The following is a 25,030-nucleotide window of genomic DNA, read 5'->3' as shown; positions in this document are numbered from 1 at the left end:
ACCGCCCGTTGTCGGGCGCGTCACAGCGCCAATACATTTCGCCGGACAATGACATTTCGCCGGCTTTCCGCTGAGGGGTGAGCAGTGCGCAGCAAGAGATTCACGGCCCTGTTGGGGGCGACCGCGATCGCAGTGGCAGGAGTGGGACTGAACGCCGGCGTGGCGCACGCGGAAGTGAAGACCGTGACCGCCGAGCGCACCTGCGCGCTCACGCCGATGCCGATCACGCTGCCGATCTCGGTGACCCTGGCATCCGATGTCAAGACGACTGAGTACCTCTATCCGGAACCGGACCAGACCAGGATCGAGGGGCACGTCGAGTTCCGCACCGTCGAGTTGATCGCGATGGGCGCGACCACGGTCAGCGGCGCCCTCGACGCCGACATCGTCAGGGTGAACGGCGATCACACCTTCCGCGCGAAGGTGCGCTTCGAATTCCGCAAGATCGCGCTGACCTCGGACCGGGTGCGGGTGCCGCTGGTCTCCTACACCCCGCAGCTGTCCTACGGCGGCGCGGGCACTGCGACGGTGTCGGTCGACGGACTCGACCTGCTCCTGTTCCCCCTGCGCGCCGATGGGAACCCGCCGCCCGCCGAGGCGTTGGGCGGCTCGTGCCCGAGCGATCACGGTCCTGACCGCTGGTTTCAGGTCGAGGTGCAGAACGTCGTCGCCGACGGCCTCGGCTCGCCCGGGACACCCAAGGCGAGCGAGGTGACCAGCACCGGCGTGACGCTGACGTGGACGAAGCCGAGCAGCCCGTTCGGCGTGGCCATCGCGTATGAGGTCCTGGTCGACGAGGTCGTCGCCAAGCGCGTGACCGATGTGTTGACCACGACCTTGGACGGCCTGGCCCCGGACACCGATTACTGGGTGCGCATCCGGGCGATCGCGAACTACGGCGGCTCCTACCTCGGCGCCCCGGCCAAAGTCCGCACCGCCGCGGCGCCCGCCGTCGCGGTGCACGACTATTCGCTGACCGGGTCGGCCTCGGTCAAGGCCGCCCGGACGTCGGTGGCGCTCACCGGCGCCGCCCGCACGCACCTGGACGTCGGCACCGGCAAGAGCACCTCGGTGGTCACGCTGAACCCGACGAAGGCGAACGTCCGCTTCCTGGGCGTGCTCCCCCTGGTCGCCGACGTGACGCTCACGCCGGTCGGCGCGACCCCGGGCACGCTGGTCGGCGGGGTGCTCACCACGACGGCGGCGGTGAACATCGGCATTCCGAGGGTGACGTTCCTCGGCCGGCCGATCAGCCAGTCGGCGACCTGCGCGACAACCGTCCCCGCGGAGATCACCCTGCGTTCGGGGCCTGGGTTCGACCCGGTGAAGGGCGGGACGCTCACCGGCGAGTTCACGATCCCGCCGGTGAGCGGCTGCGGCCAGGCCGACTCGATGATCACGTCGATGATGTCCGGGCCGGGCAACACCGTGCAGCTCGCGCTGACCCCGTGAGGTCAGCAGGGAAACGCGATGTCCGCGGCCGGGTCGGTGTCACCGATGGTGTCCCAGTCGGCGAAGTAGACCTCGCGTGGTGAGCCGGACGGTTCGCGGGACTGGCCTTCGAGCCACTGCTCGACCGCCGTGTACGCCCCGAGGATGTTCGGGTAGACGACCTCGCCCTTGGTGATGGTCACGTAGGCCTCGTCGTGCGCCCGCTCCTCGCGCACGACGAGGTCGCCCGCGGGCTGGACCGTCCCGTCGAACGGCACGGCCACCTCGATCGGTCCGTCGGAGTCGGTCGAGACGTCGCCGTGGTAGATCACCAGCGGCGCGCCGGACACGGTCGCCCCGGTGGCGGCGAGGTGCTTGAACAGCCGGTCCATCGAGGTCTCGATGTGGCTGGGCAGCGCTTCGGCGAGGGTGTTGAGGGAGACGGCGAGCACCCGCTGGGCGGGGACTTCGCGGATCTTGACGTCGTACATGTCGGTGGTGCCTCCGGTCAGTGTGGTGAGCAAGAACCGCACAAGACCGCGCCTGCCTTCGTGTTCGGCGTCCATCCGCCGCCACTCCGCCTCCACCTCGACGGCGACTCCGGCCGGGTCGAGGTCGAGCACCTCCCCGATCCGGGCCAGCGACATCCCGATGCCGCGCATCATCGCGATGCGGCGGGCGCGGTCGAGCTGGTCGGGCCGGTAGAAGCGGTAGCCGGAGAACTGGTCGACGTCGCTGGGGCTGAGCAGCCCCAGCGAGTCGTAGAGCCGCAGCGCCTTGCGGGACAGCCGCGAGCGTCGGGCGAAATCGCCGATCATCATGCGGTCTTCGTGCATGTCGCCCACCGTGTCCCTTCCCCCAAGGGCAGAGTCAATTCAGAAGTTGTCGGCGATGCGGAGTTGCCGCGGCGCGGTGGTCGCGGCGTCGAGCATCGGGGCGTCGCCTTCCAGCAAACCCGCGCGGCGCAGGGTGTCCGTGGTCGCCGTGCCGGCGAACCATGGCCCCAGAGCGCGGGCGTGGAGGCGGACAGCTCCGGTGCCGCCGGGTTCGAGGCGCATGGCGCCGGACTCGTGGACCAGGCGGTGCCCGCCCGCGTTCCACGGCGCGTGTTCGTCGGTGATCTCCAGGTCGACGGCGAAGTCCGGGAGGTAGTCCGGCCAGCCGCGTACCTCGACCGCGGCGGCGAGGTCGACCACGCGCAGCATGAACGGCTCGACGACTCGGGGCAGGTCGCGCGGCATGCCGAGCAGCAGGTCGTGCACCACCGGGTCGACCAGGCGCAGCGACACAACCTCGACCATCCCCGTCCAACTCGACAGCCTGCCGAGCAGGGTCAGGGCGGCCTCGGCGTCGCGGACGACGAGGTCCCAGACCGTCAGGTCGTTGGCGCTCGGCCGACTCGCGGCGACGTAGCCGCGCAGGCCGTCATCGCCGGAGACGACGTCGACGATGTCGAGTTCGAAGATCCGGGAGACCTGGAACGCCGGTTCCGAGCGGTCCAGCATGCCGTCCACTGTGGACGCGACGTCGAGATAGAGCTGGTGCAGTGCTGGGAGATCCGCCTCAGTCGCGCGGCGGACCGGAGCGCGACCGGGCGGCAGTGCGGCCAGGACGGAGATCGGGACCTGGACCCGCTCGGTCGACCCGACCTGCTCCCAGCCGCGGCCGCGGTAGAGCGGTGGCGTGGCGGCGAACAGGATCGACAGCGGCTGCCCGGCCTCCCGCATCCCGGCGAGCGCGGCGTCGAGCAGCGCGCCCGCCACGCCTCGACCACGGGCGTGCGGGTCGACGGCGACGGTGGCGATGCCGCCCGCCGGGACCGCGCGGCCGCCGAAGAACTGGTGGTAGGCCCAGATCCGCAGCGTCCCGCAGGTCGCGCCGTCGACGTCGGCGACGAACCCGCGCCAGGCCGCGGACTCCGCCGCCCAGGCGTCGTCGCGCGGGGAGCCGAACGCCAGCTTGCGCATCCGGTGCACGGCGTCGGCGTGCTCCGGCGCGTACGGCCGGATCGTCACCACGTGAAGAAGCCCTGGCCCGACTTGCGGCCGAGTTCGCCCCAGGCGACCTTGTCGCGCAGCAGTTGCGGCGGGGTGAACCGGTCGCCCAGTTCGCGGGCGAGGTGCTCGGCGATGGAGAGGCGGACGTCGAGGCCGACGAGGTCGGTCAGCCGCAGCGGGCCCATCGGCCAGCCGTAGCCCAGCCGCATGCCGGTGTCGATGTCCTCCGGCGAGGCCACGCCCTCCTCGACCATCCGGATCGCCTCCAGGCCGACGCCCACGCCGAGGCGCGAGGTGGCGAACCCGGGCGAGTCACGGACCTCGATCACGGTCTTGCCGAGCGCCTCGGCCCAGCCGCGCACCTGCGCGATGACCTCGGCGGACAGCCCGGCGTGGTGCACCAGTTCGACGAGCGTCTGGACCGGCACGGGGTTGAAGAAGTGCATGCCGATGACCCGCTCGCCGGGCAGGCCCGCGGCCAGCTCGGTGATCGACAGCGACGAGGTGTTGGACGCGAGCACGGCGTCCGGGCAGGTGTCGGCGATCTGGCCGAACACGGACCGCTTGAGGTCGAGCTTCTCCGGCACCGCCTCCACCGCGAGCGCGGTGTCCGCAGGCAGGTCACCCAGCTTGTCCACAGTGGACAGGCCGCTCAGCAGGGCGTCCGCGGTCGTGGTGAGCTTGCCGCGCTCCTCAGCCTTGCGCAGCGACGCCTCGACGGCCTTCGCCCCCGCGGCGGCCCGGTCGGCGTCGGCCTCGGCCAGCACCACCCGGCTGCCCGCGGCGAGGAAGACGTGCGCGATGCCCGCGCCCATCGTGCCGCCGCCGATGACCGCGACGGTTCCCGGAACGCTCACAGCTCCTCCTTGATCTCGGCGGCGAACATCGCCACGAGGTCCATGCCGCCGATCTCGGTCAGGTTGGCGCCGCCCGCCTGCCATTCGGGTGATTTGAAAGCCGCCTTCATGGCCGCCTCGGACTCGAAGTACAGCTCCGCGATGAGGTACGGCTCGGCGTCGCCCAGGAAGCCGGGCACATAGGTGCGCGTGACGTGCGCGACCTCCTGTCGCAGCAGGCCAGGGGTCCGGTCGATGAGCGGCAGGTGCGAGCCGAAGTACTTCTCGTCGAAGTCCTCGGCGTCGGCCGGGCGCTTGTACAGCGCGATGTACTTGATCACAGTGACACTCCACGTCGGGTAGGCATCCGCACTGTATTAGGTCTCTTACGGGCACCATAGGCACGTGCGGATCATCCTGCTGCGGCACGCCGAGAGTCTCGGCAACATCGACGAGCTGGCGTACTGCCGAATCCCCGACCACGCCTTACCGCTGACCCCGCGCGGCGAGGAGCAGGCGCGGGCGGAGGGAGAGCGGCTGCGTGGGCTGCTTACCGACGGCCCGGTCGCCGCCTACGTGAGCCCGTACACGCGCACGACCCGGACATTTGAACTACTCGGTCTCGGGCCGATCGTGGAACGGATGGTGCCCGAGCCGCGGCTGCGCGAACAGGACTGGGGCAACCTGCAGGACCCGGTGGAGCAGGAGATCCAGAAGCAGAAGCGGCACGAGTTCGGCCACTTCTTCTACCGGCTGGCCCACGGCGAGTCCGGCGCCGACGTCGACGACCGGGTCGCCAGCTTCCTCAACGAACTGGAGCAGCGGGTCGAGGCAGACCCCACCCACCCCGACACCGCCCTCGTCGTCACCCACGGCCTCACGATGCGGCTGCTGTGCCGCCGGATGTTCTCCTGGACCATCGACCTGTTCGAGTCGCTGTCCAACCCGGAGCACTGCGCGCACCGGATCCTGACCTATGACCGAGGCACGTGGTCCCTGGACCGGCCCTTCGACCAGTGGCGCGACTCCCCCGACAAGACCACGCAGCTCTAGTCATTCGGCGTGCTTGGCCAGCCACGGCAGCACGGCGTTGGCCAGCCTGCCCGCATCCTCGATGTGGGCGAAGTGGCTCGCGCCTTCGAGCAGGACGTAGTCCGCACCGGGAATGGTGTCGACGAGCGCGTGCGCCCATTCGACCGGCAGCGGGTCCAGCTCCGAATGCACCACCAGCGCGGGGCACTGGACGCGGGCGAACGTGCCCATGGGATCGAGTGCGCCGACCGATCCGATCATGCGTTGGGGCGCCGCCTGCACGTTGGCCGCGGTGATCTCGGTGAATCCGAGGGACACGGTGTCGACGGTGGCACGGTCGCGGAAGAACGGGATGAAGGTGTTGAGCTGGTGGCGCTCCAGGGCTTCCGGGTCTCCCTGCTGGAACCGCGGTGACGCCTCGATGGCCATCCTGGCCGCGTTGTCCTCGGGGGTCCGACGGGAGGCCATCTCCTGCTGGAACGCCTGGAACAGGTCCGGGTTGAGCGGCGGACCAGGGTTGAGCAGGACGACTGACGAGGTGGACTCGGGACGGGTGCCCGCGTAGAGGGCGGCGAGGATGGCGCCCGCGGAGTGGCCGACCAGGTTGACGCGGTCGACGCCGAGCGCGGCCCGGAGTCCGTCCAGGTCTTCGATCGCCCCGGCGAAGGACACTCTCGCCGGGTCGCCCAGCGGGGTGGCGCCGCTGCCGCGCTGGTCGTAGTAGACGAGCTGGAACTCGTCGGCCCAGCTGTCCAGGGCACGCATGTACGTCGCGCCGAGACCGACCGCGCCGTGGATCACGACCAGCGGCGTGCCGTCTCCGACCACCGTGCACGCGACCTCGATGTCGCCGACGGGGATGGACGTGGATGTCGTCTTCATGGCTGCCTCCTTCGGATGCGGATGAAAGGAGGCTGCGCCGTCCACGACCGGGAAGGATCGGGGAATTCCCCTATTCGCCGCCCTCGACGCGGGAGAGGGCGGCGGCCGCTTCGGTTCGGGTCTTCACACCGAGTTTGCGCAGCACGGCGCCGACGTGGTGTTCGACTGTCTTGGCGCTCAGGAAGAGCCGGGCGCCGATCTCCCGATTGGTGAGCCCGCGGGCGAGCAGGCGCAGCACCTCTTGCTCCCGCTCGGTCAGCAGGCCGAGGTCCTTCGGGCCGGTGCGGCCCCGCACGCCCAGGTCGCGCAGCATGGCCGCGGCCCGGTCGGCCTCATGGCGCGCCCCCAGCCGCTCGAACCCCTTGAGCGCGGACCGGGCCTGCACAACCGCGAGCACCCCGTTCCGGCTGCGCAGCGCGGTTGCGAGCTCGAGCCGGGCCCGCGCCTCCTCGTACGGCATGCGCAACCGGCCGAACAGCTCCGCGCCGCGTTCGAGCAGGTCGACCGAATCCGGCGCCGCCGTGGCCAGTGCCACGCGACCCGCGGCCACGGTGGCGATGGCGGTGACGCGGTCTGTGCCCGCCTGGGCGAGGCCCATCAACTCCTCGGCCGTGGTCCGGGCGCCCTCGGCGTCGCCGTCGGCGAGCTGAGCCTCGACCAGTTGGGCGAGCAGTGGCACCGCGAGCAGCCCGGACCGGCTGATGAGCGACAGCTGCCGATCGAGCAACGCGACAGCGGCGGCGGGCTCACCGCGAGCGAGTCGGATCGCCGCGTCGGCCCGCACCGCCGTCGGCGATCCGCCGTATCCGACGAGCGCTTCCTCGGCCTCCTCGATCCGCCCCTGCGCGAGCCGCAGTTGGGAGAGCCGCACAGCGGGATCGACGCACCGGGACCGCCTGCCGGTGTCGGCCAGGTCGGCGAGGGCGTGCACCAGCTCGGCCTCGGACTCGTCCGGGCTGAGCAGATCCGCCGCGCACGTCGGGCAGAAATTCAGCAGCGGGAGTTCGTTGTGGCGGTGGACGTAGCCCTCCATGACCTTGCCCCACTCGCGGACGCGGTCGTCATCGCCGGCGATATCGCAGGCAAGGACCAGGCTGCAGCAGGTTCGCGCCACCGCCTCGAAGGTCGCCGCTTCCTCGCCGGTCGCCGCGGCCATGGCCTGGTCGAGGTGGCGCAGGCCCTCGTCCACCTCGCCCAGCGTGATCTTGGCCAGTCCGATCCGGGACAGCGCGGCAAGCTCGAGATCCGAGTCGGCCAGCTCGCGGGCCAGTGTCAACGCGGTCGCGGCGTGGCCTGCCGCCAGCGCGGGATCCAGGCACCGCTCGGCCTTGGCCAGGTCCAGATACCCGCGCTCGGGAGCGTTGCCCTGGTCGGCCAGCAGGTGCTCGGCTCGGGCGAGCCAACCCTCGGCGGCGGGCTCGTTCCCGTGCACCACCGAGTACTCGTGGGCCAGCCACAACGCTATGCGCACCGCGCGGGCCACGTCCCCCGCACGGCGAAACAGCGCGTACGCGCGCACTCGCGCCTCGATGGCGTCCGCCGGGCGGTCCAACCACCACAGCGCCCGAGCCAGCCCGTCGAGCCCTTCGGGTGACGTCTCCGCCGCGAGCGCCGCCTCGAAACTGGCTCGCGCGCGCTCCCAGGCGCCCTGGGACAGGGCCGACTCGCCCGCCGCGACCAGCGCGGCCGGTGAGGGTGCCGAATCGGCCCCGGCCATACGGGAATCGTGTCACAGCGGCACCCCGCCGTCACTGTCTAAAGCAGACCGCGCTGGTATGCCTTGACCAGCTTGCGCGGCACCATCAGCTTGCGGCCGTCCAGAGCGGTCACGGGCACCAGCTCCGGGACCGCGGCCTTCCACTGCGAGCGGCGCGAGCGGGTGTTGGACCGCGACATCTTCCGCTTGGGCACAGCCATCAGCGCACTCGCTTCCCATAGCGGCGGTTGAACTTCTCCACGCGGCCCGCGGTGTCCATGACCCGCTGGTTGCCGGTCCAGAACGGGTGCGAGTCCGACGTCACGTCCACCACGATCAGCGGGTAGGTGTTGCCGTCCTCCCACGTCACCGTGTTGGCGGAGGTGGCCGTCGAGCGGGTCAGGAACGCCTTGCCCGTCGACTGGTCCTGGAACACCACGGGGTGGTATTCGGGGTGGATCCCCGGTTTCATGATTCTTCCTTTCGGGTGGTCGGCACGCCGAGATCGACGGCCTCGCTGTCCTCACACGGGTCTTGGTGCCACTCGCCGAACGGGTCGGCGTAGCCCGGCCAGGCGGCCTCGTCGGCGAGTTCGGCGTCGGTGAGCAGGGCCGCGGTCAACGCGGCGGTGAGGTCGTGCGGATCGGCCTGGTGGGCGAGCACGACGATCTCCTGGAGCCGGTCGCCGAAGCGGGGGTGCCACTCCAGCGCCGCCTTCGCCTGGCGTTCCGGGTCCGCCCTGGCCCAGGCCTCGTCGTCGACGGCCGCGAGCCAGGCGCCCGCGTGGCCGACCCGCAGGCCGCCGCCCGCCGACTCCAGCCACAGCGCGACGTCGGGCTGGCTCGCCACCCACACCCGGCCGCGGGCGCGGACGACGCCGTCGAGCAGGACATCGATCGCCTCGTGCAGCCGCTCCGGGTGGAACGGGCGGGGGTCGCGGAAGACGGTGACACTCACGCCGCAGTCCGACTCCAGCGGCGGCTGTCCGCGCAGCAGCGGCCCGTGGGCGCCGTCGGCGGTGCCGCGCCGGGCGTTGTCCGGGATCGCCGCGAGCAACTCGGCCGGGTCGACCTGGCCGAGGTCGAACCGAGGCGCCAAGGGGGTGAGCCGGTCGAGCACCGCGGCGACCCGGGCCGCGTTCCACGGCTCCCCAGCGGTGCCCGCGGTGACGATGGCGTCGGCGAACTCGACCTGGCCGACGGCGACCTGGGCGAGCGTGCGGTCGTCGTCGAGGGCGCCGATGCCGCAGTCGGCGAGCGGCACGTCGCCGGAGCAGTCGCCCAGCCACGAGCGCGGGTCGATGACCCCGACAACCGCCTCGAGCTCGACGAGGTCGCCGATCGTCTGGTCGCCGACGAGGACGTTCTCCAGCGCCCAGCACACCGGCTCCGGCTCGACCATCGGATCGAGGTGCAGCACGACGCGCTTGATCCGCGGGTCGACGGTCAACGCGCGCAGCAGCGGGAGCAGGTCTTCGCGCAGGGTGCAGGAAACGCAGCCGTGGGCGAGTTCGAGCGTGGTCGTGGTGTCGGCCCGGCCGAACCGCAGGCGCCTGCGCACGGTTCCCTCGGCGATCCGGCGCAGGTCGTGGTGCACGACGGCGGTGCCGGGCAGACCGGTCATGAAGCGGGCCGACAGCATGGCCGTCGACTCCCGGTGCAGGCCGGAGACGAGGACCAGGCGGGTGCGCCGGTCGTTCGACACGTGGACTCCTATCGACAACGATTTCCATCTTGACGATGCCGACGCTACCCTGGCGAGCGTCATAATGAAAACGGATCTCATTTCAAGGAGGCGCCGTGTCCGCTCACTGCCAGGTCACCGGCCGCAAGCCGGGGTTCGGCAAGCAGGTGTCGCACTCCCACCGGCGGACCTCGCGCCGCTGGGACCCGAACATCCAGCAGCGCCGCTTCTGGCTGCCATCGGAGAACCGGTGGGTGCGCCTGCGGGTGTCGGCCAAGGGCATCAAGACCATCGACAAGCAGGGCGTGGAGGCCGTGGTGGCCCGTCTGCGCAAGGAAGGACAGCGGATCTGATGGCCCGCAACGAGATTCGCCCGATCATCAAGCTCCGCTCCACCGCCGGGACCGGGTTCACCTACGTCACCCGCAAGAACCGGCGCAACGACCCGGACCGCTTGGTGCTGATGAAGTTCGATCCCGTGGTCCGCCGCCACGTCGAGTTCAAAGAGGACCGCTGATGGCCAAGAAGTCGAAGATCGCCAAGAACGAGCAGCGCAAGCTGGTCGTCGCCCGCAACGCCGAGCGCCGCGCCGAACTCAAGGAGGCGTTCCGCTCGCCGAAGTCGACCGACGCCGAACGCGAGGCCGCCCGGATCGGGCTGCAGAAGCTGCCGCGCGACGCCAGCCCGACCCGCGTGCGCAACCGCGACGCCGTCGACGGCAGGCCGCGCGGGTTCCTCCGCGCGTTCGGCCTGTCCCGCGTGCGGATGCGCGAGATGGCCCACCGCGGCGAGCTTCCCGGTGTCAACAAGTCGAGTTGGTAGGAGCCATGGCCAAGCCAGAACGCCGGTTGCCCGGCAAGAAGAAGCCCAATCCGCTGAAGACCGCCGGTGTGTCCACAGTGGACTGGAAAGATGTGACGCTGCTGCGCAAGTTCATCTCCGACCGGGGCAAGATCAGGTCCCGTCGGGTGAGCGGACTGACTCCGCAGCAGCAGAAGCAGGTCGCCACCGCGATCAAGAACGCGCGCGAGATGGCGCTGCTGCCCTGCCCGGGTCCCAGCAAGTCCTGATACTCCGAACGGGTCACGCCCGAGCGGCCTTGTAGCCTGCCCCCTACTGTGTCGCAGACCACGATCGCGTCGCTCGGGCGACCGTTCGGTGAGGACATCCGGGGACCGTGTGGGGCAGGACGGCGTCGACGCGGACGCGACCGAGGCGCTGAGCGCCGACCGCGAAGTGCGGCTGCTGCTGGACGCGGGCCGCAGCGACGAGGCCAACTCCTTGTTCGACCAGATCGTCGCCAAGGTGCCCCCTGGGCTCGACCCCTGGACCAGGGCCGCGTTGCTGACCCGGCGGGCGGTCGCGGCCTGGCGGCTGCGACGCATTCCGCTGGCGCTGGAACTGGCCGCGGAGGGCTGGAGCGAGATCGACACCGAGAACCCGACCGGGTCCGCGGCCGCCGACACGCTCGGCAGGCTCGGCTACCTCCTCGAAGGCATCGGGCACCGGCGGGCGTCGCTGGAGATGAGCCGGATCGCCGTCGACGTCGCCCGCGGCGGTGGCGACGTCGAGATCCTGGCGCACTGCCTGCAAGGACTGGCGGGAACACTGAACTTCCGCGCCTGCGAACTCCCGCCGAATGAGGCGGAAACCGTGTTCCGCGAGGCGATCCCGTTGTTCGAGGAGGGCTTGTCCCTCGTCAGCGACGGTCGGGTCTACCTCGCGCTGCTCGCGGCGTACGGCGCCTCCCTGGCGGGCATCGGCGACTTGGAGCGCGCCGAGCGCACGGCCGACTCCGCGTTGCGGCAAGCCGAGATGATCGGCAGCCGGTGGGTGAACTCGGTGGGGCACTGGGTCATCGCCACGGTCCGCCGCAAGCAGGGCAAGCTCGCCGACGCCACCCGCCACGCCCGCATCGCCGTCGACGACGCCGAGTGGATCAACGACGTTTCGTTGATACAGCGGTATTCGCAGGATCTCGCCGACATCTGCCGGGCCAACGGCGACCCGGCCGGTGAAGCCGAAGCGCTGCGGCGCAACATCTCCGCCCGGCAGACCGCGCTGGAGACCGTGCAGGAAGGCCTAGGCCAGGCGCTCGAGCAGCGCAGGCAGGCGGTGCGCGCGCGACACCAGGCGATGGCCGCACAGGAGGCCGCGGAACGAGACCCGCTGACCGGGCTGAGTAACCGGTTCGGCTTGGAACGCACGGCACCCGAGGTCCTCGAACGCGCCGGGGCGAACGGGCGGGTGCCGTGGCTGGTGCTGATCGACGTCGACTGGTTCAAGGGGGTCAACGACGCCGCCGGGCACGCGGCGGGCGACGCGGCGCTGCGCGAGATCGCCCAGCTGCTGCGCGCCGAGTGCCGCGTCGGCGACGTGGTGGCGCGGTGGGCGGGCGACGAGTTCGTCGTGCTGCTCACCGAGGCGGCCATCGACCACTCGACCAGCCGGACCTCGTCGGTCGGGGTCGCGGTGGCCGAGCGGATCCGCCTGTCCGTCGACCTGCACGACTGGACCGCGGTGCTCGGCACCACGCGGCGGCCGACGGTGAGCATCGGAGTCGCCTACGGCGCGGACACCCTGGAGAAGCTGTTCGCCAACGCCGACGTCGCGCTCTACCGGGCGAAGCGGCGCGGGCGTAACCGGGTCGAGGTCCACACCGGCGCCTAGCCGATCAAACCGCCGCGATAAGCCACCAGCGCGGCCTGCACCCGGTTCGCCGCACCGATCTTGCCGAGCACGGAGGACACGTACCCCTTTACGGTGGCCTCGGACAGGTGCAGCGTGTTGCCGATCTCGGCGTTCGACATGCCCTGGCCGATCAGCGCGACGACCTCGAGTTCGCGGCCCGACAGCGACGACAGCAGCTTGCGCGCGGGTTCGGCGGCCCGCTGCCCGTCGGCCATCGCGGCGATGACCCGGGCGGCGACGTTCGGGTCGAGCACGGCGCCGCCGCGGGCGAGGTCGCGCACGGCGTTGACGAGCTGCGTCGGCTCGGTGTCCTTGAGCAGGAACCCGTTGGCGCCCAGCCGGAGCGCCTTCTGCACGTACTCGTCGACGTCGAAGGTGGTGAGCATGGCCACCGCGGGCGGGTCGGCCAGCTCCATCACCCGGTTGAGCGCGACGATGCCGTCGGTGGTCCGCATGCGGATGTCGAGCAGGACGACGTGCGGCCGGTGCAGCCGCACGAGATCGGCGACGTGGGCGCCGTCGTCGCACTCGGCGACTACCTCGATGTCGCCCGCGCTGGTCAGGATGGAGCGCAGGCCGGACCGGACGAGATCCTCGTCATCGGCCAGCAAAACCTTGATCACAGTGCCTCCCCGAGTCGGCAATGTGAGACTCTACTGCGTATCGCGGGCACGTCGAACAGACGTGAATATGTTTCACATCTTGAGCGCGTCCCGCAGCCGGACCTTGCCGCCGCTGCGCATGACCGCGTTGCGGTAGATGCGGCCGGACAGCCAGACCAGCGCCGGGATCAGCGCGACGACCAAGGCGACCGACAGCGCGGCCTGCCACACCGGTACCCCACCCATCGCCAGCCGCATCGGCATCAGCGTCGGGGCGAACAGCGGCACGATCGACAGGGTCTCCACCAGCTTGTTTCCGGGGTCGCTCGGCAGGATCGAGATGCCGACGACGTAGCCGAGGACGACGAACATCAGCGGCGGCGTGATCACCCCGCCGACGTCCTCCTGCCGCGACACCAGCGCACCGAGCGCGGCGAAGACCAGCGAGTAGGCGAAGAAGCCGAGCAGGAACCAGACCACGAGCCACACGACGGTCCCGACAGCGGAGCCGACGGAGATCGTCAGCACGCCCAAGCCGAGCCCGGCGACCACCCCGACGCCGCCGATCACCACCATCTGGATCAGCCCCACCAGGCCGATGCCGAGGACCTTGCCCGCCATCAGCTGCCACGGCTGGATCGTCGCCAACAGCAGTTCGACGACCCGGCTGGACTTCTCCTCGACCACGCCCTGGGCCACGGCTTGGCCGTTGACCAGCAGGGACATGTAGATCAGCACACCGGCGATCATGCCGAGGACGAGTTGCTGGCCGTTGTAGTCGAACGGCGGTTCCAGCGGCCGCACCTCGGCCTTGGCGCCCGCGACCTCGGCCGCGACCCTGGCCGGGTCGCCGCCGAGGTCCACGATCTGCTGGTTGAGCGCCAACTGGCCGGCCAACACGTTCAGCGTGGCGCGCAGCTTCCCGTCGATGTCCTTCTTGACGACCACGACGACGTTCGACCCGTCACCGACGAGCAGCGCGTCGAGCGTCCCGTCGTCGACCTGCCGTCGGCCTGCGGCCTCGTCGTGGATCTCCCGGGTCTCGATGCTCTGCCCGATGCTGTCCGCGGTCGCCTTGAGCGGCGCGGAAAGGGAGGTGCTCCCCCCGGTCAGGCCGACCGTCGAGTCCGAACCACCACTGGCCAGCTTCATGACGAGCGCGAACCCCACGAGCAGCACGAGAGTGGCGACCGTGGTGATGATGAATGCCTTGGACCGCAACTTGGTGCGCACCTCGCGGCCCGCCACCAACCCGACTACCGACCACGTGTTCACGCCGCCACCCCGTCCGCCACCACGTTGCGGAACAACTCGGTCAACGACGGCCGCCGCCTGCTGAACTCCGTCACCGCCCCGGTCGCCAGCGCCGCGCGCAGCACCGCCTGATCGTCGACCCCGTCGCCGAGTTCGAGCACAGTGCGCGAGCCCACGTGCTCCTTCACCGCCACCCCACTGAGGTTGTCCGCCCACCCAGGGGGCGCGGAGGGAGCGTCCACCACAAGCTCCATGGCGCCGGTCGACCGCAACGCGTCCACGGTGTCACAGGCGACCAGCTGTCCACTCCGGACGATGCCGACCCGGTCGCACAACCGCTCGACGAGGTCGAGTTGGTGGCTGGAGAAGACCACCGGGACGCCCGCCTTGGCCTTGTCGCGCAACACGGTGCTCATGACGTCCACCGCCACGGGGTCCAAGCCGGAGAACGGCTCGTCCAACACAAGGATCCCTGGGTCATGAACCAACGCGGCGGCAAGCTGCACGCGCTGCTGGTTGCCCAGACTCAACTTCTGCACCTCGTCACCGACCCGCTCGGCCACCCCCAGCCGCTCAGTCCAGTCGGCGACGGCCCGCTCGGCGGCCGCGGGCGTGAGCCCGTGGAGGCGGGCAAGGTAGACGAGCTGCTCGCCGACCTTCATCTTCGGATAGAGCCCCCGCTCCTCCGGCATGTACCCGATCCGCCGCCGCGTCTCCAACGTGACCGGCGCGCCGTCCCACCGAACCTCCCCGGAATCCGCGGCCAGGACACCGAGCGCGATCCGCATGGCGGTCGTCTTCCCGGCCCCGTTGCTCCCCACGAACCCGAACAACTCCCCAGCCCGCACGTCAAACGCCAACTCCCGCAGCGCGACGACGTCGCCGAAACTCTTGGAGATCCGATCGATCTCCAGCCGCCCATCACCCACCCGGCACCCCCTCGGTCCACCCCATTCTCCCGCCCAGGCTAGGTGCACCGGCTTCGCCCTTGACGGAGGACCCGCAGGCCCGCGCGGCCCCACCCGGTATGGTGTTCGCGCACGCCCTCGTAGCTCAGGGGATAGAGCATCGGTTTCCTAAACCGTGCGTCGCAGGTTCGAATCCTGCCGGGGGCACCACCTTTCGCCGGGTGAAAATCAGGTCCCTGACCAGCAGCGATGCGGTCAGGGGCCTGATCTTTGTCCTGGGTCGGGGGTCACCCCGGATACGGCCGTTCGGCGGGCAGCAGGCCGCGGGCGGAGTCCAGGTCGCCTTCGCGGACCAAGGCGCCGATCTTGTGGGTCGACGGGGTGGCGTCGGCCAGGTCGACGAGCCAGTCGTCGACGAAGAGGTGGGCGGCGGGGCCGGACAGTCCGATTTGGATCGAACGGTGCGCGAGCGGCCGGTGGTGCAGGTCGCGTTCCGGATCCCACTGGACGCGGACGGGGCTCGACTTCAACAGCCCGCGCCACTCCTTGGCGTCCATTCGGCCTGGCGAGCTGGGGCACGAGTGGTCCAGCGCCCACTGGAACCCCTCCCGGGTGATGCGGATCGCGAGTACGCGCTCCTGGTCGGGCTTCGTGGCCCAGCCGCAGCGGTACATCATCCAGAGGAACGAGGGCTTGATCCACGTCATGCGCTCCCGCTTGAACGGCGGGACGAACGTGCCCGCGGCGAGTGCCGCGTCCGCGATGGCCGGTGAGTACGCCTGGTAGACGGTGATCGTGTCCGCGTCGAACTTCGCGCGGATTTCGTGCTTTTCCACCTCGTGATCGTGGCTATCGCAGGTCCGCGCGACAACCGAGTTTCGCCACACTCGCTAAACGGCAAAAGGGAAAGTTAGTTACTCCCTATGGATGCATCCCGCGACTAGATAACGTGCCGGGCATACATCCATGGACCGTGGCGGCGGCGGGCTCTCCGGGAGTCGAGTCCCCTGCCGGACCTGGTCTCGGCTCGCCCGGTTCGTCTGCCGCGCGTGGCGGTCCCTACGCGAGGGATATGTGATGCGCGCGAATTCCAGAGTGCTTTCCATGGTCGGAGCGGTCGCGTTGGGATCGGCCTGTCTAGTGCTGGCGCCGTCGGCCGCGGCTGACAAACCAGGGCGGGAGCTGTTCACGGAGAACACCTTCGGGTCGACCGCGGCCTTGGAGTCGCAGCCCGGGACCGCGGGTGCGTGGGCCAAGCGCGCGGATGCGGGTGTGGTCGATTCGAAGACTGACGCGATCGAGCTGGATCTGGGGAATCAGCGGGTCACCGCCCGCCGCGACCAGGTTCGGACGACCGCGCTGGGCAGCACGGTTTGGGAAGGCTCGATCCGTGACCGCCAGCGGCAGGCAAGCGGCCTGCGGTCCGACGAGAAGGAGTCCGTCGTCCTGGTACGTCGAGGCGGCGGGGTGACCGGGTCGGTCCGGGTCGACGGGCGGCTGTACCGGATCCAGCCGATCTCCGGCGGTGAGCACGCGGTGACGGAAGTCGACGAGTCGCGCATGCCGCCAGACCATCCGAGGACGCAAGCGGGCCCACCGACAGTGCGGATGGCCGACACCGCGGCCCTTGAGGCGAACACGGTGATCCGGGTGCAGGTGATCGGCACCAGTGACGCCGCGACCGGGTTCGGCGGGGACATGCAGGCACTGGCCGAGCTGGCGGTGGCGGAGACGAACCGCGGCTACGAGAACTCGGGGATCGAGATCACGTTGGAGCTGTCCGGCTACGAGACGCTGCAGCACAAGGAACAGGAGATGACGGCCGACCTGGCCCGGTTCCGGGAGCCCGCCGACGGTGTCCTCGACGGCATCCACGCCAGCCGGGACAAGCAGCAGGCTGACCTGAATGTGTTGCTGGTCAACGACAAATCGGGTTGCGGACTCGCATCGAGCATCGGATCCGACGCCACGACAGCGTTCGCGGCGGTCTACCACGGCTGCGCGACGGGCTACTACACCTTCGCGCACGAACTGGGGCACCTGCAGTCGGCCAGGCACGACCCGGAGACGGATTCGTCCACGACACCGTTCGCCCACGGACACGGCTTCCGCAACGGGAACGCCTGGCGCACGATCATGGCCTACGACTGCCCCACCAGCTGTTCGCGGCTGAACTACTGGTCGAACCCCGGGAAGTCCTATGAGGGCGTGGCCATGGGCACCGCCGCCAAGAGCGACAACGCGCGGGTACTGAACGAAACCAAGGCAACTATCGCCGCGTTCCGCTGAACCACTTCCTGGGCGGGCGCCCCGGCCCGCCCGCCCAGGAGTTGTCCACAGGCGGATCGGGACCCGGTGCTTTTCGCTGCGAATCGTGATCCACTGGTGGTGCGGCGGAATCGGGGGTGATCGGTGGCGAGTGGGCGCGACGTCGGGGAGGCATTGACTGGATTCCTTGCGGCTGAAGGAAAGTTGCCCGCCGGGCGGATCGTGAGCCATGCGGTGGTGGTGTTTCGGACGGTGGAGATCGACCGGACCGGGCGGGCGATCGCGCGCCGGGGACGGTGCTATCCGTTGGGAGAACTGGATCCCACGATGGAGAGGGGAATGTTGGACGACGCATTGGCGGACGCACGGAAGGATCGGGACACCGCGCGGTAGGCGGCCCGAGTGAACGGGATCGGCGCTCAATCCTCCGGCGCGACCATTCGGAGCCGCCACTCGCCTGGCGCCCCGCGGATATTCGCAGCGGCAGCGGGTGGGCCGGGATGTGAGGGCGAGTGGGCGAGGTCCTCGGCGAACTTCGGCTGAGGTGAACGTAAACGGACCACTTACCGTGCGACGAGCGGATCAGCGGCATTCGCGCAGGTGGCTAGGTACGTGGCACACCCGAAAGCGTTTGCGCGCCCCTGGGGCGACAGCCAGGTTCGCGCGCGCACCACTCGCAGCCGAAAAGTGGCGCTAGCCCGGAGGCTCGCCGGGCTGGGCTGGAGGGGCAGCCGGGTCGGGATCAGCCGATCGAGGTACGGGCGGCTCGGCCTGGAGCGGGTACCGGGCTGAGCGGGCTCGGCGGCCTCACCGGCATGGGTATCGGCTGAACGAACTTGACGGCACCTCGACCGGAGCGGGTACCGGGCCGAGCGGACTCGGCGGGCGGCTCCACCGAACCGGATACCGGGCCGAACGGACTCAGCGGGCCGCTCGACCGAACCCGGTACCGGGCGGAGCGGGCTCGGCGGGCAGCTCGACCGGACCGGCCCGGTCGGACCGGGTACCGGGCCAAGCGAACTCGACCGGACAGGCTCGGTCGGGAGCGGGTATCGCGCGGAGCGAACTCGGCGGGGCTCAACCGGACCGGGTATCGAGCTGACTCGACCAGACAGGCTCGACCGGGCTGGGTACCGGGCTGAGCGGACTCGGCCACAGCCAACTCGCCGAGGTGGATTCGGCGGGCCTGGGATCGGGCTTGGCAGGTTCAGTCGGAATCAGGTTCGGGCCGCGCCGGCGGCTCGGCGGGTGGGGCGGTGGGGTCCCACCTGGTCGGCTCGGGGCCGCTCAACGTCGTGTCTTCACGGAAAGGCTCGGCGGGGGTGTCGTGGACGATGGTGCGGAGGAGGTCGATCACCGCTCGGCGTTGGGGTTCGGTCAGTTGGGCCAGGAGGGCGCGGGCCTCGGCGAACGAGGTGGCGGGGCGGCCTGCTCGGGAGGGTTCGAACGCGGACGGGTCCAGGCCCGCCAGTTCCAGGGCCCTGGTCGGGTCCGCGTCGACGGCCATGGCGGCGGCGATGACGGTGGTGGCTTTGGGGCGCACCGGGTTGCCGTCCGCGCGTTGGCCGCTTTCGAGTTGTTGCCAGGCGGTGCGGGACAGGTTCGCGCGAGCGGCGGCGGCTTTCTGGGTGAGCTTCCGGGCGATCCGCGCCTCGTTGAGGAAAGGGCCGAGGGGCCATGAACTGTGCTCGTCCCCGCCTGCCATGGGGGCGATGATCTCGCATGCCCGAGCACCAAAGGCGAACAAAACACCGAAGTTGTTTTGTTGCCGATAGTTGCCTTAAAGTAAGCCTCAGTCTTAGGGCACTATGACAGACCTCTGGCCCGCCACCACACCGGTCAAGGCATTGCGACGGGCCAGAGTTCCGAACCGGAGGCGGCAGGTTGCTGATATCAGCAGCAACCTGCCGCCTCCCCCTTTACGCGATTCGCGGCACCCGACCGATCCGCATGGCCTCGCGGCCGAGGATCAGGGCGATCGTCGTGCACACAGCGGGGAACAGCCCCGCCAGCACCAACATGACGGCCGCGGGCACGGTGATCAGGAACGCCGCCCGCAGCGTGGGCCCCCATCCCTCACTCACGATCTGGCGTACCCACCCCACCAGGACGCCGTCGGACTGGCCGATCGGCTCGGCGGTGGCCGCCAGGGAAAGCAATTCATCCAGGGAGACGAGCTCCTCGCCGGAATCCGGCAGCACCCGATGCGACTCGGGCTCCTGTGGTTCAGCGCCACAGAATGGTTGTGTCGTCACGCAGTCCGCTCTCCTTGCTGGTCAGATGATTGGTGGACAGGACAAATCGAATGCCCTGTCCATCAATCTTCCCGACCGCGCGGAGGCGGGATGTTCGTTATCGGCGTTTCGTCGGCGAGCGGTGAATTTCGATCTTCGAACGGCGACCGGTATTCGTCCCCGCCGCTCACCTCGGCGCATTCACCCAGTCGGGACGCAACCGGGCTGTATCCGGCTGATCAGAGGCCCGCGGCGAGCCTGGTTCCCTGGTCGATAGCCCGTTTGGCGTCCAGTTCCGCGGCCACGTCGGCGCCGCCGATGAGGTGGACGGACTGGCCCGCCGCACGGAGAGTCTCGGCCAGGTCGCGGTGGGATTCCTGGCCCGCGCAGATGACCACGTTGTCCACGGCCAGGGTGCGCGGCTTCGAGCGCTCCTTGCCGAAGGTGATGTGCAGCCCCTCGTCGTCGATGCGTTCGTAATTGACGCCGGGGATCTGTTCGACGCGCTTGGCCTTCAACGCGGCGCGGTGGACCCAGCCGGTGGTCTTGCCGAGCCCGGCGCCGATGCGCCCTTCCTTGCGCTGCAACAGGAACACCTGACGCGGTGACGGGTCCGGCTTGGGCTTGGCCAGCGCGCCCTCGTCGTCGACGCCCCATTCGGCCTGCCAGGCGGGCAGGTCGAGGGTCGGGGACTCGCTGTGCGTGAGGAACTCGCTGACGTCGACGCCGATGCCGCCCGCGCCGATGATCGCGACCTTCTCGCCCACCGGCTTGCCATGCCGGACGACGTCCACATAGGACATAACTTTCTGGTGGTCGATACCCGGGATGGCGGGCATCCGAGGCGTGACGCCGGTGGCGAGCACGATCTCGTCGTAGCCGCCGTCGATCAGCTCCTCGGCGGTGACCTTCTTGTCCAGGTGCACCTTGACGCCGGTGACCTCGAGTTGCCTTGTGTAGTAACGAATCGTCTCGGTGAACTCTTCCTTGCCGGGGATGCGGCTGGCGATGTCGAACTGGCCGCCGATCGCCGGGCGCGCCTCGAACAGGTCGACCTCATGGCCCCGCTGCCCCGCCGTGACCGCGGCCGAGAGCCCGGCCGGTCCCGCTCCGACGACGGCGACGCGCTTGGCGCGGCGGGTCGGCAGGAGCACCAGTTCGGTCTCCCGGGCGGCGCGCGGGTTGACCATGCAGGAAGCCTTCTGATTCTTGAAGACATGGTCCAGGCACGCCTGATTGCACGCGATGCACGTGTTGATCTCGTCCGCGCGATCCTGCTCGGCTTTGCGCACCCAGTCGGGGTCGGCGAGCATCGGCCGCGCCATCGACACCAGGTCGGCGTCGCCGCGGGCCAGGATCTCCTCGGCCACCTGCGGCATGTTGATCCGGTTCGTCGCCACCACGGGGATCGACACGTGCGGCTTGAACCGGGCCGTCACCGAGGTGAAGGCCGCGCGCGGCACCGAGGTGACGATGGTCGGCACCCGGGCCTCGTGCCAGCCGATGCCGGTGTTGATGATCGTGGCGCCCGCGGCCTCGACTTCCTTGCCCAGCGCGACGATCTCGTCCCAGGTCTGACCGTCCTCGACGAACTCCGCCATCGACAGCCGGTACACGATGATGAAGTCGGAGCCGACCGCCTGCCTGGTGCGGCGGACGATCTCGACCGCGAGCCTGCGCCGGTTCTCCGGCGTCCCGCCCCACTGGTCGGTGCGCTTGTTGGTGCGGGGAGCCAGGAACTGGTTGATGAAGTAGCCCTCGGATCCCATGATCTCGACGCCGTCGTAGCCCGCTTCCTTGGCCAGCACGGCACAGTTGACGAAGTCGCGGATCTGCGCGCGCACTCCCCTGTCCGACAGCGCGCGCGGCCGGAACGGGTTGATCGGGGCCTTGATCGCCGACGCCGACGCGCTGAACGGGTGGTAGGCGTAGCGGCCCGCGTGCAGGATCTGCAGCGCGATCTTGCCGCCCTCGTCGTGCACCGCCTTGGTGATCTGCCGGTGCCTGCGCACCTCCGCGTCGGTGGTGAGCTTGGAGGCGAACGGCTTGAGCCAGCCCGTGCGGTTGGGCGCGTAGCCGCCGGTGATGATGAGGCCGACACCCCCGCGAGCGCGCTCGGCGAAGTACGCGGCCAGCTTCGGGACGTCGGCGGCGCGGTCCTCCAGCCCGGTGTGCATCGAGCCCATGACGACCCGGTTGCGCAGCGTGGTGAACCCGAGGTCCACAGTGGACAGCAGGGTGGGGTACTCGGTCATCGCGTCTCGCCTCTTTCCGCATCACGGCGCAGGGCCGTCAGAACCTCGTCGCACCACGCGACGAATCCCCGCTCGGCGCCGATTCCGCCGCGCAGGACCAAAAACTGGTGCAGAGCGGGCCCGGTCAGCGCGTCCCGGTCGGGGAAGTCGCGCCGTTCCATGGCCTCGTAGAGGGCGAGCCGCTCGGCGTGCTGGGCACGGTGGCGGGCGACCTCGGCGGCGACCGCGTCCGGATCGCCGTGCGCCGCGCGGAGTTTGATCGCGAGTTCATCGCGCAACTCCGTCGGCTGAGCGGGCTCGGCCAGCCACCGGGAGATCTCGGCCGCGCCCTCGGCGCTGACCGTGTAGACCTTCTTGTCCGGCTTGCCGTCCTGCGGGACGTGCTCGACGTGCACCCAGCCCGCGTCGTCCATGCGCTTGAGGACGCGGTAGATCTGCTGGTGGGTGGCGCGCCAGAAGAACCCGATGGACTTGTCGAACCGTCGGGTGAGCTCATACCCGGACCCCGGCCGCTCGCTGAGCGAGACCAGGATCGCGTGCTCCAACGCCATGCGCCGACGATACCTATGCAACGAGTTGCATTGCAACGAGACGCATATCTCTAGAAGTCGGTGGCCACCTGGATGAGTGCCTGCTGGAGCCGCTCGAGGTCCTTGGCGCCGAGCAGGTCGAGCAGCCTGGCCTCGACGTCCTCGACCGCGTCGAACGCCGCCCGCAGCGCCTCATGGCCTTTGTCGGTGAAGACGATGAGCTTGGCCCTGCGGTCCGACGGATCGGGGACGCGTAGCAGGTAGCCCCAGCTTTCGAGGCCGTCGACCAGCTCCCCCATGGCCTGCGGGGTCATCCGCGCCTTCTCCGCAAGCCGGGTCAGCCGGATGCCGTCGTGCTCCATGTTGATGAAGACCGCCGCGTGCGCCGGACGCGCGCGCTCGTCCCCGCGGGGCGCACGGGCGTCGATGCCTTCCGCGAGCCGGAGGTAGGCCTGGTAGAGCAGGGCCGCGGTGTTCCGCTCCGGACCGCGTGGCGGCGGCGACTTCGCCGGACCGTTGCTTTCCACCGACTCTCCTCGTACTCTTCAGGAAGCTTGATATTCAGGACACCTTAGCTTATCGGAGGTCGACGTGGAGACCGAACAGGTGTGGTCCGAGATCGAGTCGGCCAGGCTCCGCCTCGCCGACTTCCTCGAAACGCTCTCGCCGCGGGACTGGGAACACCCGTCGCTGTGCCCGGGCTGGCGGGTACGCGACGTCGCCGCGCACCTGACACTGGCGCCGCAGACCACGATCGGCCGGTCGATGGTGGAGTTCGCGAGGGCTCGGGGGAACTTCAATCGGCTGGTGCTCGACACGGCGATTCGGCAGGCGGAGCTGCCGACCGGTGAGATCGTCGGCCTGCTGCGGTCGCTGGCGCGGGATCGCGGCGGACGCCGCCCGGGACCGGTCCGCTCACCACGATCCTGGACGTGCTGACCCACACGCAGGACATTTCGCAGCCGCTTGGCCGGGAGATCGAGATCCCGCCCGCGGCCGCGCGGGTGGGAGCGGAGCGGGCTTGGTCGATGGGATGGCCGTTCCATGCCCGCAAGCGCGTGGGCGGGTTTCGGCTGGTGGGGACGGACTCCGGGTGGACCGCGGGCGCAGGACCGGTGGTGGAGGGGCCGACGTCGGCGATGCTGCAGTTGCTGACGGGACGGGAAGTGGCCCTGGAGCGGCTGAGTGGGGATGGGGTGGCGGCATTGGCGCGGACGGTGTTCGGCCGAACCGAGAACTCACCGTCCTGAACTGGGAACTCGCCGTCCTGAATTAGGAACTCGCAGTCGGGAAGTGGGGACTCGCGGGCCTGGAGGTTGGACTCGCAGTCGGGAACGTTGGACTCGCAGTTCTGAATGTGCGACTCGCGGTGGGTGCGCGCATGGTGAAGTCAGGCGCCGGAAGGGGCGACTCACTTGCCCGGAGGGGCGACTCGCGAAGCGAGGGGTGAAGTCGGTTGCGAGGAGGGGCGACTCACTTGCGAGAAGGGGCGACTCGCGGTGGGGTGCGCGAATGGTGAAGTCAGGCGCCGGAAGGGGCGACTCACTTGCCCGGAGGGGCGACTCGCGAAGCGAACGGGCGGGAGGGGTGAAGTCAGGTGCCGGGAGGGGCGGCTCGGGTGCCGGGAGGGGCGACTCGAGGAGGTAGGGAGGGGATGGGTGGGGGTTGGGGTGGGTGGGGTTAGAGGTGGGGGGTTAGAGGTGGGGGGATAGGTGGGTGGCTAGGGCGGTGGCCAGGTGGGGTGGGACGGCGTTGCCGATTTGGCGGGCTATTTCGATTTTGGAGCCGCACCACTCGAAGGTGTCCGGGAAGGTTTGGAGGCGGGCGGCTTCGAGGTGGGTGATGGGGCGGTGCCATTCGGGGTGGAGGTACTGGCCCTTTTCCGGCTTGTAGAACTCCGTCCGAATCGTCAGCGACGGGGCGTCCCAGCGCATGCGGCCCATGACGTCGGTGGTGCCGGTCTTCTTCTCCCGCCAACACCGTGGGAGCAGGTGGTCCGGGAGGTCGAAGCGGCCACCGCCCGGCGGGATCGCGCGGTAGCGCTCCAACGACAGCGCGGTCGGGTTGCGACCGAGGTGCAGGTCGGCGCTCTTGAAGCGGCCGGGCACTCGCTGCCCGAAGAACTCCACCGACGAACTCGGCAGGGTCGTCCGCGCCGGGGTCTCCGGGAGCCCCGACAACACAGTGCGGACGCCGGGCCACTCCCCCGCCGCCGCGGGCAGCGGGATCGGGCCGACGCGCGAGCCGATGACGAATGCCCGCTTGCGCCGCTGCGGGACCCCGAAGTCCGCGGCCAGCAGCACGCCCGGGGTGAGGGTGTAGTCGGCGAGCAGGCCGCCCGGGGCGGTCTCCGCTTGGAGCAGCGCGAACTCCGCGGACGCCAGGAACCGGTCGACGTTCTCGATGACGAACGCCCGGGGCCGGGCCGCGCGGACGAAGCGGAGGTATTCCTTCCACAGCTTGTTGCGCGGGTCCTCCACGTCACGGGCGCCCAGGTTGGAGAAGCCCTGGCACGGCGGGCCGCCGATGATCACGTCTGCCCTGGGGATGTCGGTGACCGTGGCGATGTCGGCCCAGCGGACGTGGTCCTCGCCGAAGTTGGCCGCGTACGTCGCCGCCGCGTGCAGGTTGTGCTCGACCGCCAGGACCGGGGTGAAGCCCGCCGCCACGAATCCGGACGTCATGCCGCCGCAACCCGCGAACAAATCGATCATGGTGTGCGACACGACGG

The 25,030-nt window shown here is 70.0% G+C and carries 29 protein-coding genes and 1 tRNA gene; 11 read left to right on the top strand and 19 right to left on the bottom strand.

Annotated elements, in window-relative coordinates:
• The first annotated feature begins 84 nt into the window (after positions 1 to 84).
• Positions 85 to 1,452 carry a fibronectin type III domain-containing protein gene (locus C8E96_RS11450; RefSeq protein WP_091574861.1) on the top strand — a complete coding sequence of 456 codons (1,368 nt, stop codon included), beginning with the start codon at positions 85 to 87 and terminating at the stop codon, positions 1,450 to 1,452.
• 2 nt (positions 1,453 to 1,454) lie between these two features.
• On the opposite strand, the gene C8E96_RS11445 is transcribed toward C8E96_RS11450, so the two are convergent.
• From C8E96_RS11445 to C8E96_RS11430, 4 genes are read right to left on the bottom strand one after another with little or no spacing between them, the layout of a single operon-like run.
• Positions 1,455 to 2,267 carry a MerR family transcriptional regulator gene (locus tag C8E96_RS11445; protein ID WP_133794352.1) on the bottom strand — a complete coding sequence of 271 codons (813 nt, stop codon included), beginning with the start codon at positions 2,265 to 2,267 and terminating at the stop codon, positions 1,455 to 1,457.
• Positions 2,268 to 2,306: 39 nt separating this feature from the next.
• Complete coding sequence (locus C8E96_RS11440) at positions 2,307 to 3,446, bottom strand: GNAT family N-acetyltransferase (RefSeq protein WP_133794350.1); 1,140 nt, start codon at positions 3,444 to 3,446, stop codon at positions 2,307 to 2,309.
• Positions 3,443 to 4,285 (bottom strand): 3-hydroxyacyl-CoA dehydrogenase family protein, encoded by an 843-nt coding sequence (locus C8E96_RS11435; protein ID WP_267463823.1) that lies wholly within the window; start codon positions 4,283 to 4,285, stop codon positions 3,443 to 3,445. Before C8E96_RS11435 ends, C8E96_RS11440 begins: the two co-directional genes overlap by 4 nt.
• Positions 4,282 to 4,605, bottom strand: a complete 324-nt coding sequence (locus C8E96_RS11430) for an EthD family reductase (RefSeq protein ID WP_091378909.1) — start codon at positions 4,603 to 4,605, stop codon at positions 4,282 to 4,284. Before C8E96_RS11430 ends, C8E96_RS11435 begins: the two co-directional genes overlap by 4 nt.
• 64 nt (positions 4,606 to 4,669) lie before the next feature.
• On the opposite strand from C8E96_RS11430, the gene C8E96_RS11425 reads away from it, so the two are divergent.
• Complete coding sequence (locus tag C8E96_RS11425) at positions 4,670 to 5,317, top strand: histidine phosphatase family protein (protein ID WP_091378913.1); 648 nt, start codon at positions 4,670 to 4,672, stop codon at positions 5,315 to 5,317.
• Here C8E96_RS11425 and C8E96_RS11420 read toward each other — a convergent pair whose 3' ends face one another.
• The 5 genes from C8E96_RS11420 to mrf all read right to left on the bottom strand — a co-directional run bounded on the left by C8E96_RS11420 (position 5,318) and on the right by mrf (position 9,578).
• Positions 5,318 to 6,178, bottom strand: coding sequence for an alpha/beta fold hydrolase (locus tag C8E96_RS11420; RefSeq protein WP_091378917.1), 861 nt, complete (start codon positions 6,176 to 6,178; stop codon positions 5,318 to 5,320).
• Between the two features lie 70 nt (positions 6,179 to 6,248).
• Positions 6,249 to 7,895, bottom strand: a complete 1,647-nt coding sequence (locus tag C8E96_RS11415) for a helix-turn-helix transcriptional regulator (RefSeq protein ID WP_091378920.1) — start codon at positions 7,893 to 7,895, stop codon at positions 6,249 to 6,251.
• Positions 7,896 to 7,933: 38 nt separating this feature from the next.
• Positions 7,934 to 8,095 carry a 50S ribosomal protein L32 gene (rpmF, locus tag C8E96_RS11410; RefSeq protein WP_091378924.1) on the bottom strand — a complete coding sequence of 54 codons (162 nt, stop codon included), beginning with the start codon at positions 8,093 to 8,095 and terminating at the stop codon, positions 7,934 to 7,936.
• Entirely contained in the window at positions 8,095 to 8,346 is a 252-nt protein-coding gene (locus C8E96_RS11405) for a type B 50S ribosomal protein L31 (RefSeq protein WP_091378928.1), read from the bottom strand. The genes rpmF and C8E96_RS11405 overlap by 1 nt, the downstream gene beginning before the upstream one ends.
• Positions 8,343 to 9,578, bottom strand: a complete 1,236-nt coding sequence (gene mrf / locus C8E96_RS11400; RefSeq protein WP_091378932.1) for a ribosome hibernation factor-recruiting GTPase MRF — start codon at positions 9,576 to 9,578, stop codon at positions 8,343 to 8,345. Before mrf ends, C8E96_RS11405 begins: the two co-directional genes overlap by 4 nt.
• A 95-nt stretch (positions 9,579 to 9,673) precedes the next feature.
• On the opposite strand from mrf, the gene rpmB reads away from it, so the two are divergent.
• From rpmB to C8E96_RS11375, 5 genes are all read left to right on the top strand, one after another.
• Positions 9,674 to 9,910, top strand: coding sequence for a 50S ribosomal protein L28 (gene rpmB, locus C8E96_RS11395; protein WP_091378936.1), 237 nt, complete (start codon positions 9,674 to 9,676; stop codon positions 9,908 to 9,910).
• Positions 9,910 to 10,074: a 50S ribosomal protein L33 gene (rpmG, locus tag C8E96_RS11390; RefSeq protein WP_091378940.1), complete on the top strand. Its 165-nt coding sequence runs from the start codon at positions 9,910 to 9,912 to the stop codon at positions 10,072 to 10,074. Before rpmB ends, rpmG begins: the two co-directional genes overlap by 1 nt.
• Positions 10,074 to 10,379 (top strand): 30S ribosomal protein S14, encoded by a 306-nt coding sequence (gene rpsN / locus C8E96_RS11385; RefSeq protein ID WP_091378944.1) that lies wholly within the window; start codon positions 10,074 to 10,076, stop codon positions 10,377 to 10,379. The genes rpmG and rpsN overlap by 1 nt, the downstream gene beginning before the upstream one ends.
• A gap of 5 nt (positions 10,380 to 10,384) precedes the next feature.
• Complete coding sequence (gene rpsR, locus C8E96_RS11380; protein WP_091378947.1) at positions 10,385 to 10,627, top strand: 30S ribosomal protein S18; 243 nt, start codon at positions 10,385 to 10,387, stop codon at positions 10,625 to 10,627.
• 88 nt (positions 10,628 to 10,715) lie between these two features.
• Positions 10,716 to 12,227: a GGDEF domain-containing protein gene (locus C8E96_RS11375; RefSeq protein WP_228770045.1), complete on the top strand. Its 1,512-nt coding sequence runs from the start codon at positions 10,716 to 10,718 to the stop codon at positions 12,225 to 12,227.
• Here C8E96_RS11375 and C8E96_RS11370 read toward each other — a convergent pair.
• The 3 genes from C8E96_RS11370 to C8E96_RS11360 form a co-directional block, all read right to left on the bottom strand.
• The gene (locus C8E96_RS11370) at positions 12,224 to 12,871 is read right to left on the bottom strand and encodes a response regulator (RefSeq protein WP_091378955.1); all 648 of its coding nucleotides are present in this window, start codon (positions 12,869 to 12,871) and stop codon (positions 12,224 to 12,226) included. The two genes, C8E96_RS11375 and C8E96_RS11370, sit on opposite strands and share 4 nt — an antisense overlap.
• Before the next feature lie 72 nt (positions 12,872 to 12,943).
• Positions 12,944 to 14,125, bottom strand: a complete 1,182-nt coding sequence (locus tag C8E96_RS11365; protein WP_091378959.1) for an ABC transporter permease — start codon at positions 14,123 to 14,125, stop codon at positions 12,944 to 12,946.
• Positions 14,122 to 15,033, bottom strand: a complete 912-nt coding sequence (locus C8E96_RS11360) for an ABC transporter ATP-binding protein (RefSeq protein ID WP_091378964.1) — start codon at positions 15,031 to 15,033, stop codon at positions 14,122 to 14,124. Before C8E96_RS11360 ends, C8E96_RS11365 begins: the two co-directional genes overlap by 4 nt.
• 113 nt (positions 15,034 to 15,146) lie before the next feature.
• On the opposite strand from C8E96_RS11360, the gene C8E96_RS11355 reads away from it, so the two are divergent.
• Positions 15,147 to 15,222: transfer RNA gene (locus tag C8E96_RS11355), tRNA-Arg, on the top strand.
• 77 nt (positions 15,223 to 15,299) lie between these two features.
• On the opposite strand, the gene C8E96_RS11350 is transcribed toward C8E96_RS11355, so the two are convergent.
• Positions 15,300 to 15,848 carry a DUF4291 domain-containing protein gene (locus C8E96_RS11350; RefSeq protein ID WP_091378967.1) on the bottom strand — a complete coding sequence of 183 codons (549 nt, stop codon included), beginning with the start codon at positions 15,846 to 15,848 and terminating at the stop codon, positions 15,300 to 15,302.
• Between the two features lie 268 nt (positions 15,849 to 16,116).
• On the opposite strand from C8E96_RS11350, the gene C8E96_RS11345 reads away from it, so the two are divergent.
• Positions 16,117 to 17,301, top strand: coding sequence for a M12 family metallo-peptidase (locus C8E96_RS11345; protein WP_091378971.1), 1,185 nt, complete (start codon positions 16,117 to 16,119; stop codon positions 17,299 to 17,301).
• Positions 17,302 to 18,487: 1,186 nt separating this feature from the next.
• Here C8E96_RS11345 and C8E96_RS11340 read toward each other — a convergent pair.
• The 5 genes from C8E96_RS11340 to C8E96_RS11320 all read right to left on the bottom strand — a co-directional run bounded on the left by C8E96_RS11340 (position 18,488) and on the right by C8E96_RS11320 (position 22,826).
• Positions 18,488 to 18,985, bottom strand: a complete 498-nt coding sequence (locus C8E96_RS11340) for a helix-turn-helix domain-containing protein (RefSeq protein ID WP_091378975.1) — start codon at positions 18,983 to 18,985, stop codon at positions 18,488 to 18,490.
• Positions 18,986 to 19,199: 214 nt separating this feature from the next.
• The gene (locus C8E96_RS11335; protein WP_133794348.1) at positions 19,200 to 19,535 is read right to left on the bottom strand and encodes a hypothetical protein; all 336 of its coding nucleotides are present in this window, start codon (positions 19,533 to 19,535) and stop codon (positions 19,200 to 19,202) included.
• A 218-nt stretch (positions 19,536 to 19,753) separates the two neighbouring features.
• Positions 19,754 to 21,769, bottom strand: coding sequence for an NADPH-dependent 2,4-dienoyl-CoA reductase (locus C8E96_RS11330; RefSeq protein ID WP_091378982.1), 2,016 nt, complete (start codon positions 21,767 to 21,769; stop codon positions 19,754 to 19,756).
• Positions 21,766 to 22,320, bottom strand: coding sequence for a PadR family transcriptional regulator (locus C8E96_RS11325; protein WP_091378986.1), 555 nt, complete (start codon positions 22,318 to 22,320; stop codon positions 21,766 to 21,768). The genes C8E96_RS11330 and C8E96_RS11325 overlap by 4 nt, the downstream gene beginning before the upstream one ends.
• 50 nt (positions 22,321 to 22,370) lie before the next feature.
• On the bottom strand, positions 22,371 to 22,826 hold the full coding sequence (locus tag C8E96_RS11320) for a MarR family winged helix-turn-helix transcriptional regulator (RefSeq protein WP_091378990.1): 456 nt from the start codon (positions 22,824 to 22,826) through the stop codon (positions 22,371 to 22,373).
• A gap of 64 nt (positions 22,827 to 22,890) precedes the next feature.
• On the opposite strand from C8E96_RS11320, the gene C8E96_RS33995 reads away from it, so the two are divergent.
• A complete protein-coding gene (locus C8E96_RS33995; RefSeq protein WP_228770046.1) occupies positions 22,891 to 23,238 on the top strand; it encodes a maleylpyruvate isomerase N-terminal domain-containing protein in 348 nt (115 codons plus the stop codon).
• Entirely contained in the window at positions 23,232 to 23,549 is a 318-nt protein-coding gene (locus tag C8E96_RS33990; protein WP_228770047.1) for a maleylpyruvate isomerase mycothiol-dependent enzyme family protein, read from the top strand. The genes C8E96_RS33995 and C8E96_RS33990 overlap by 7 nt, the downstream gene beginning before the upstream one ends.
• A gap of 444 nt (positions 23,550 to 23,993) precedes the next feature.
• On the opposite strand, the gene C8E96_RS11310 is transcribed toward C8E96_RS33990, so the two are convergent.
• Positions 23,994 to 25,025 carry a DNA cytosine methyltransferase gene (locus C8E96_RS11310; protein WP_228770048.1) on the bottom strand — a complete coding sequence of 344 codons (1,032 nt, stop codon included), beginning with the start codon at positions 25,023 to 25,025 and terminating at the stop codon, positions 23,994 to 23,996.
• Between the last annotated feature and the right edge of the window lie 5 nt (positions 25,026 to 25,030).

The organism is Actinokineospora alba, assembly GCF_004362515.1.
GTDB classification, from domain to species: domain Bacteria; phylum Actinomycetota; class Actinomycetes; order Mycobacteriales; family Pseudonocardiaceae; genus Actinokineospora; species Actinokineospora alba.
The sequence above is the reverse complement of the archived record's forward strand: the minus strand, read 5'-3'. Positions and strand labels throughout refer to the sequence as shown.

Excerpts from the sequence above, each read along its gene's own strand:
- C8E96_RS11345 (WP_091378971.1), top strand. The coding sequence starts at position 16,117 with ATGGTCGGAGCGGTCGCGTTGGGATCGGCCTGTCTAGTGCTGGCGCCG.
- C8E96_RS11405 (WP_091378928.1), bottom strand. The coding sequence starts at position 8,346 with ATGAAACCGGGGATCCACCCCGAATACCACCCCGTGGTGTTCCAGGAC.
- C8E96_RS11445 (WP_133794352.1), bottom strand. The coding sequence starts at position 2,267 with ATGCACGAAGACCGCATGATGATCGGCGATTTCGCCCGACGCTCGCGG.
- C8E96_RS11415 (WP_091378920.1), bottom strand. The coding sequence starts at position 7,895 with ATGGCCGGGGCCGATTCGGCACCCTCACCGGCCGCGCTGGTCGCGGCG.
- C8E96_RS11340 (WP_091378975.1), bottom strand. The coding sequence starts at position 18,985 with ATGGCAGGCGGGGACGAGCACAGTTCATGGCCCCTCGGCCCTTTCCTC.
- C8E96_RS11420 (WP_091378917.1), bottom strand. The coding sequence starts at position 6,178 with ATGAAGACGACATCCACGTCCATCCCCGTCGGCGACATCGAGGTCGCG.
- rpmG (WP_091378940.1), top strand. The coding sequence starts at position 9,910 with ATGGCCCGCAACGAGATTCGCCCGATCATCAAGCTCCGCTCCACCGCC.
- C8E96_RS11325 (WP_091378986.1), bottom strand. The coding sequence starts at position 22,320 with ATGGCGTTGGAGCACGCGATCCTGGTCTCGCTCAGCGAGCGGCCGGGG.
- rpsN (WP_091378944.1), top strand. The coding sequence starts at position 10,074 with ATGGCCAAGAAGTCGAAGATCGCCAAGAACGAGCAGCGCAAGCTGGTC.
- C8E96_RS11330 (WP_091378982.1), bottom strand. The coding sequence starts at position 21,769 with ATGACCGAGTACCCCACCCTGCTGTCCACTGTGGACCTCGGGTTCACC.
- rpsR (WP_091378947.1), top strand. The coding sequence starts at position 10,385 with ATGGCCAAGCCAGAACGCCGGTTGCCCGGCAAGAAGAAGCCCAATCCG.
- rpmF (WP_091378924.1), bottom strand. The coding sequence starts at position 8,095 with ATGGCTGTGCCCAAGCGGAAGATGTCGCGGTCCAACACCCGCTCGCGC.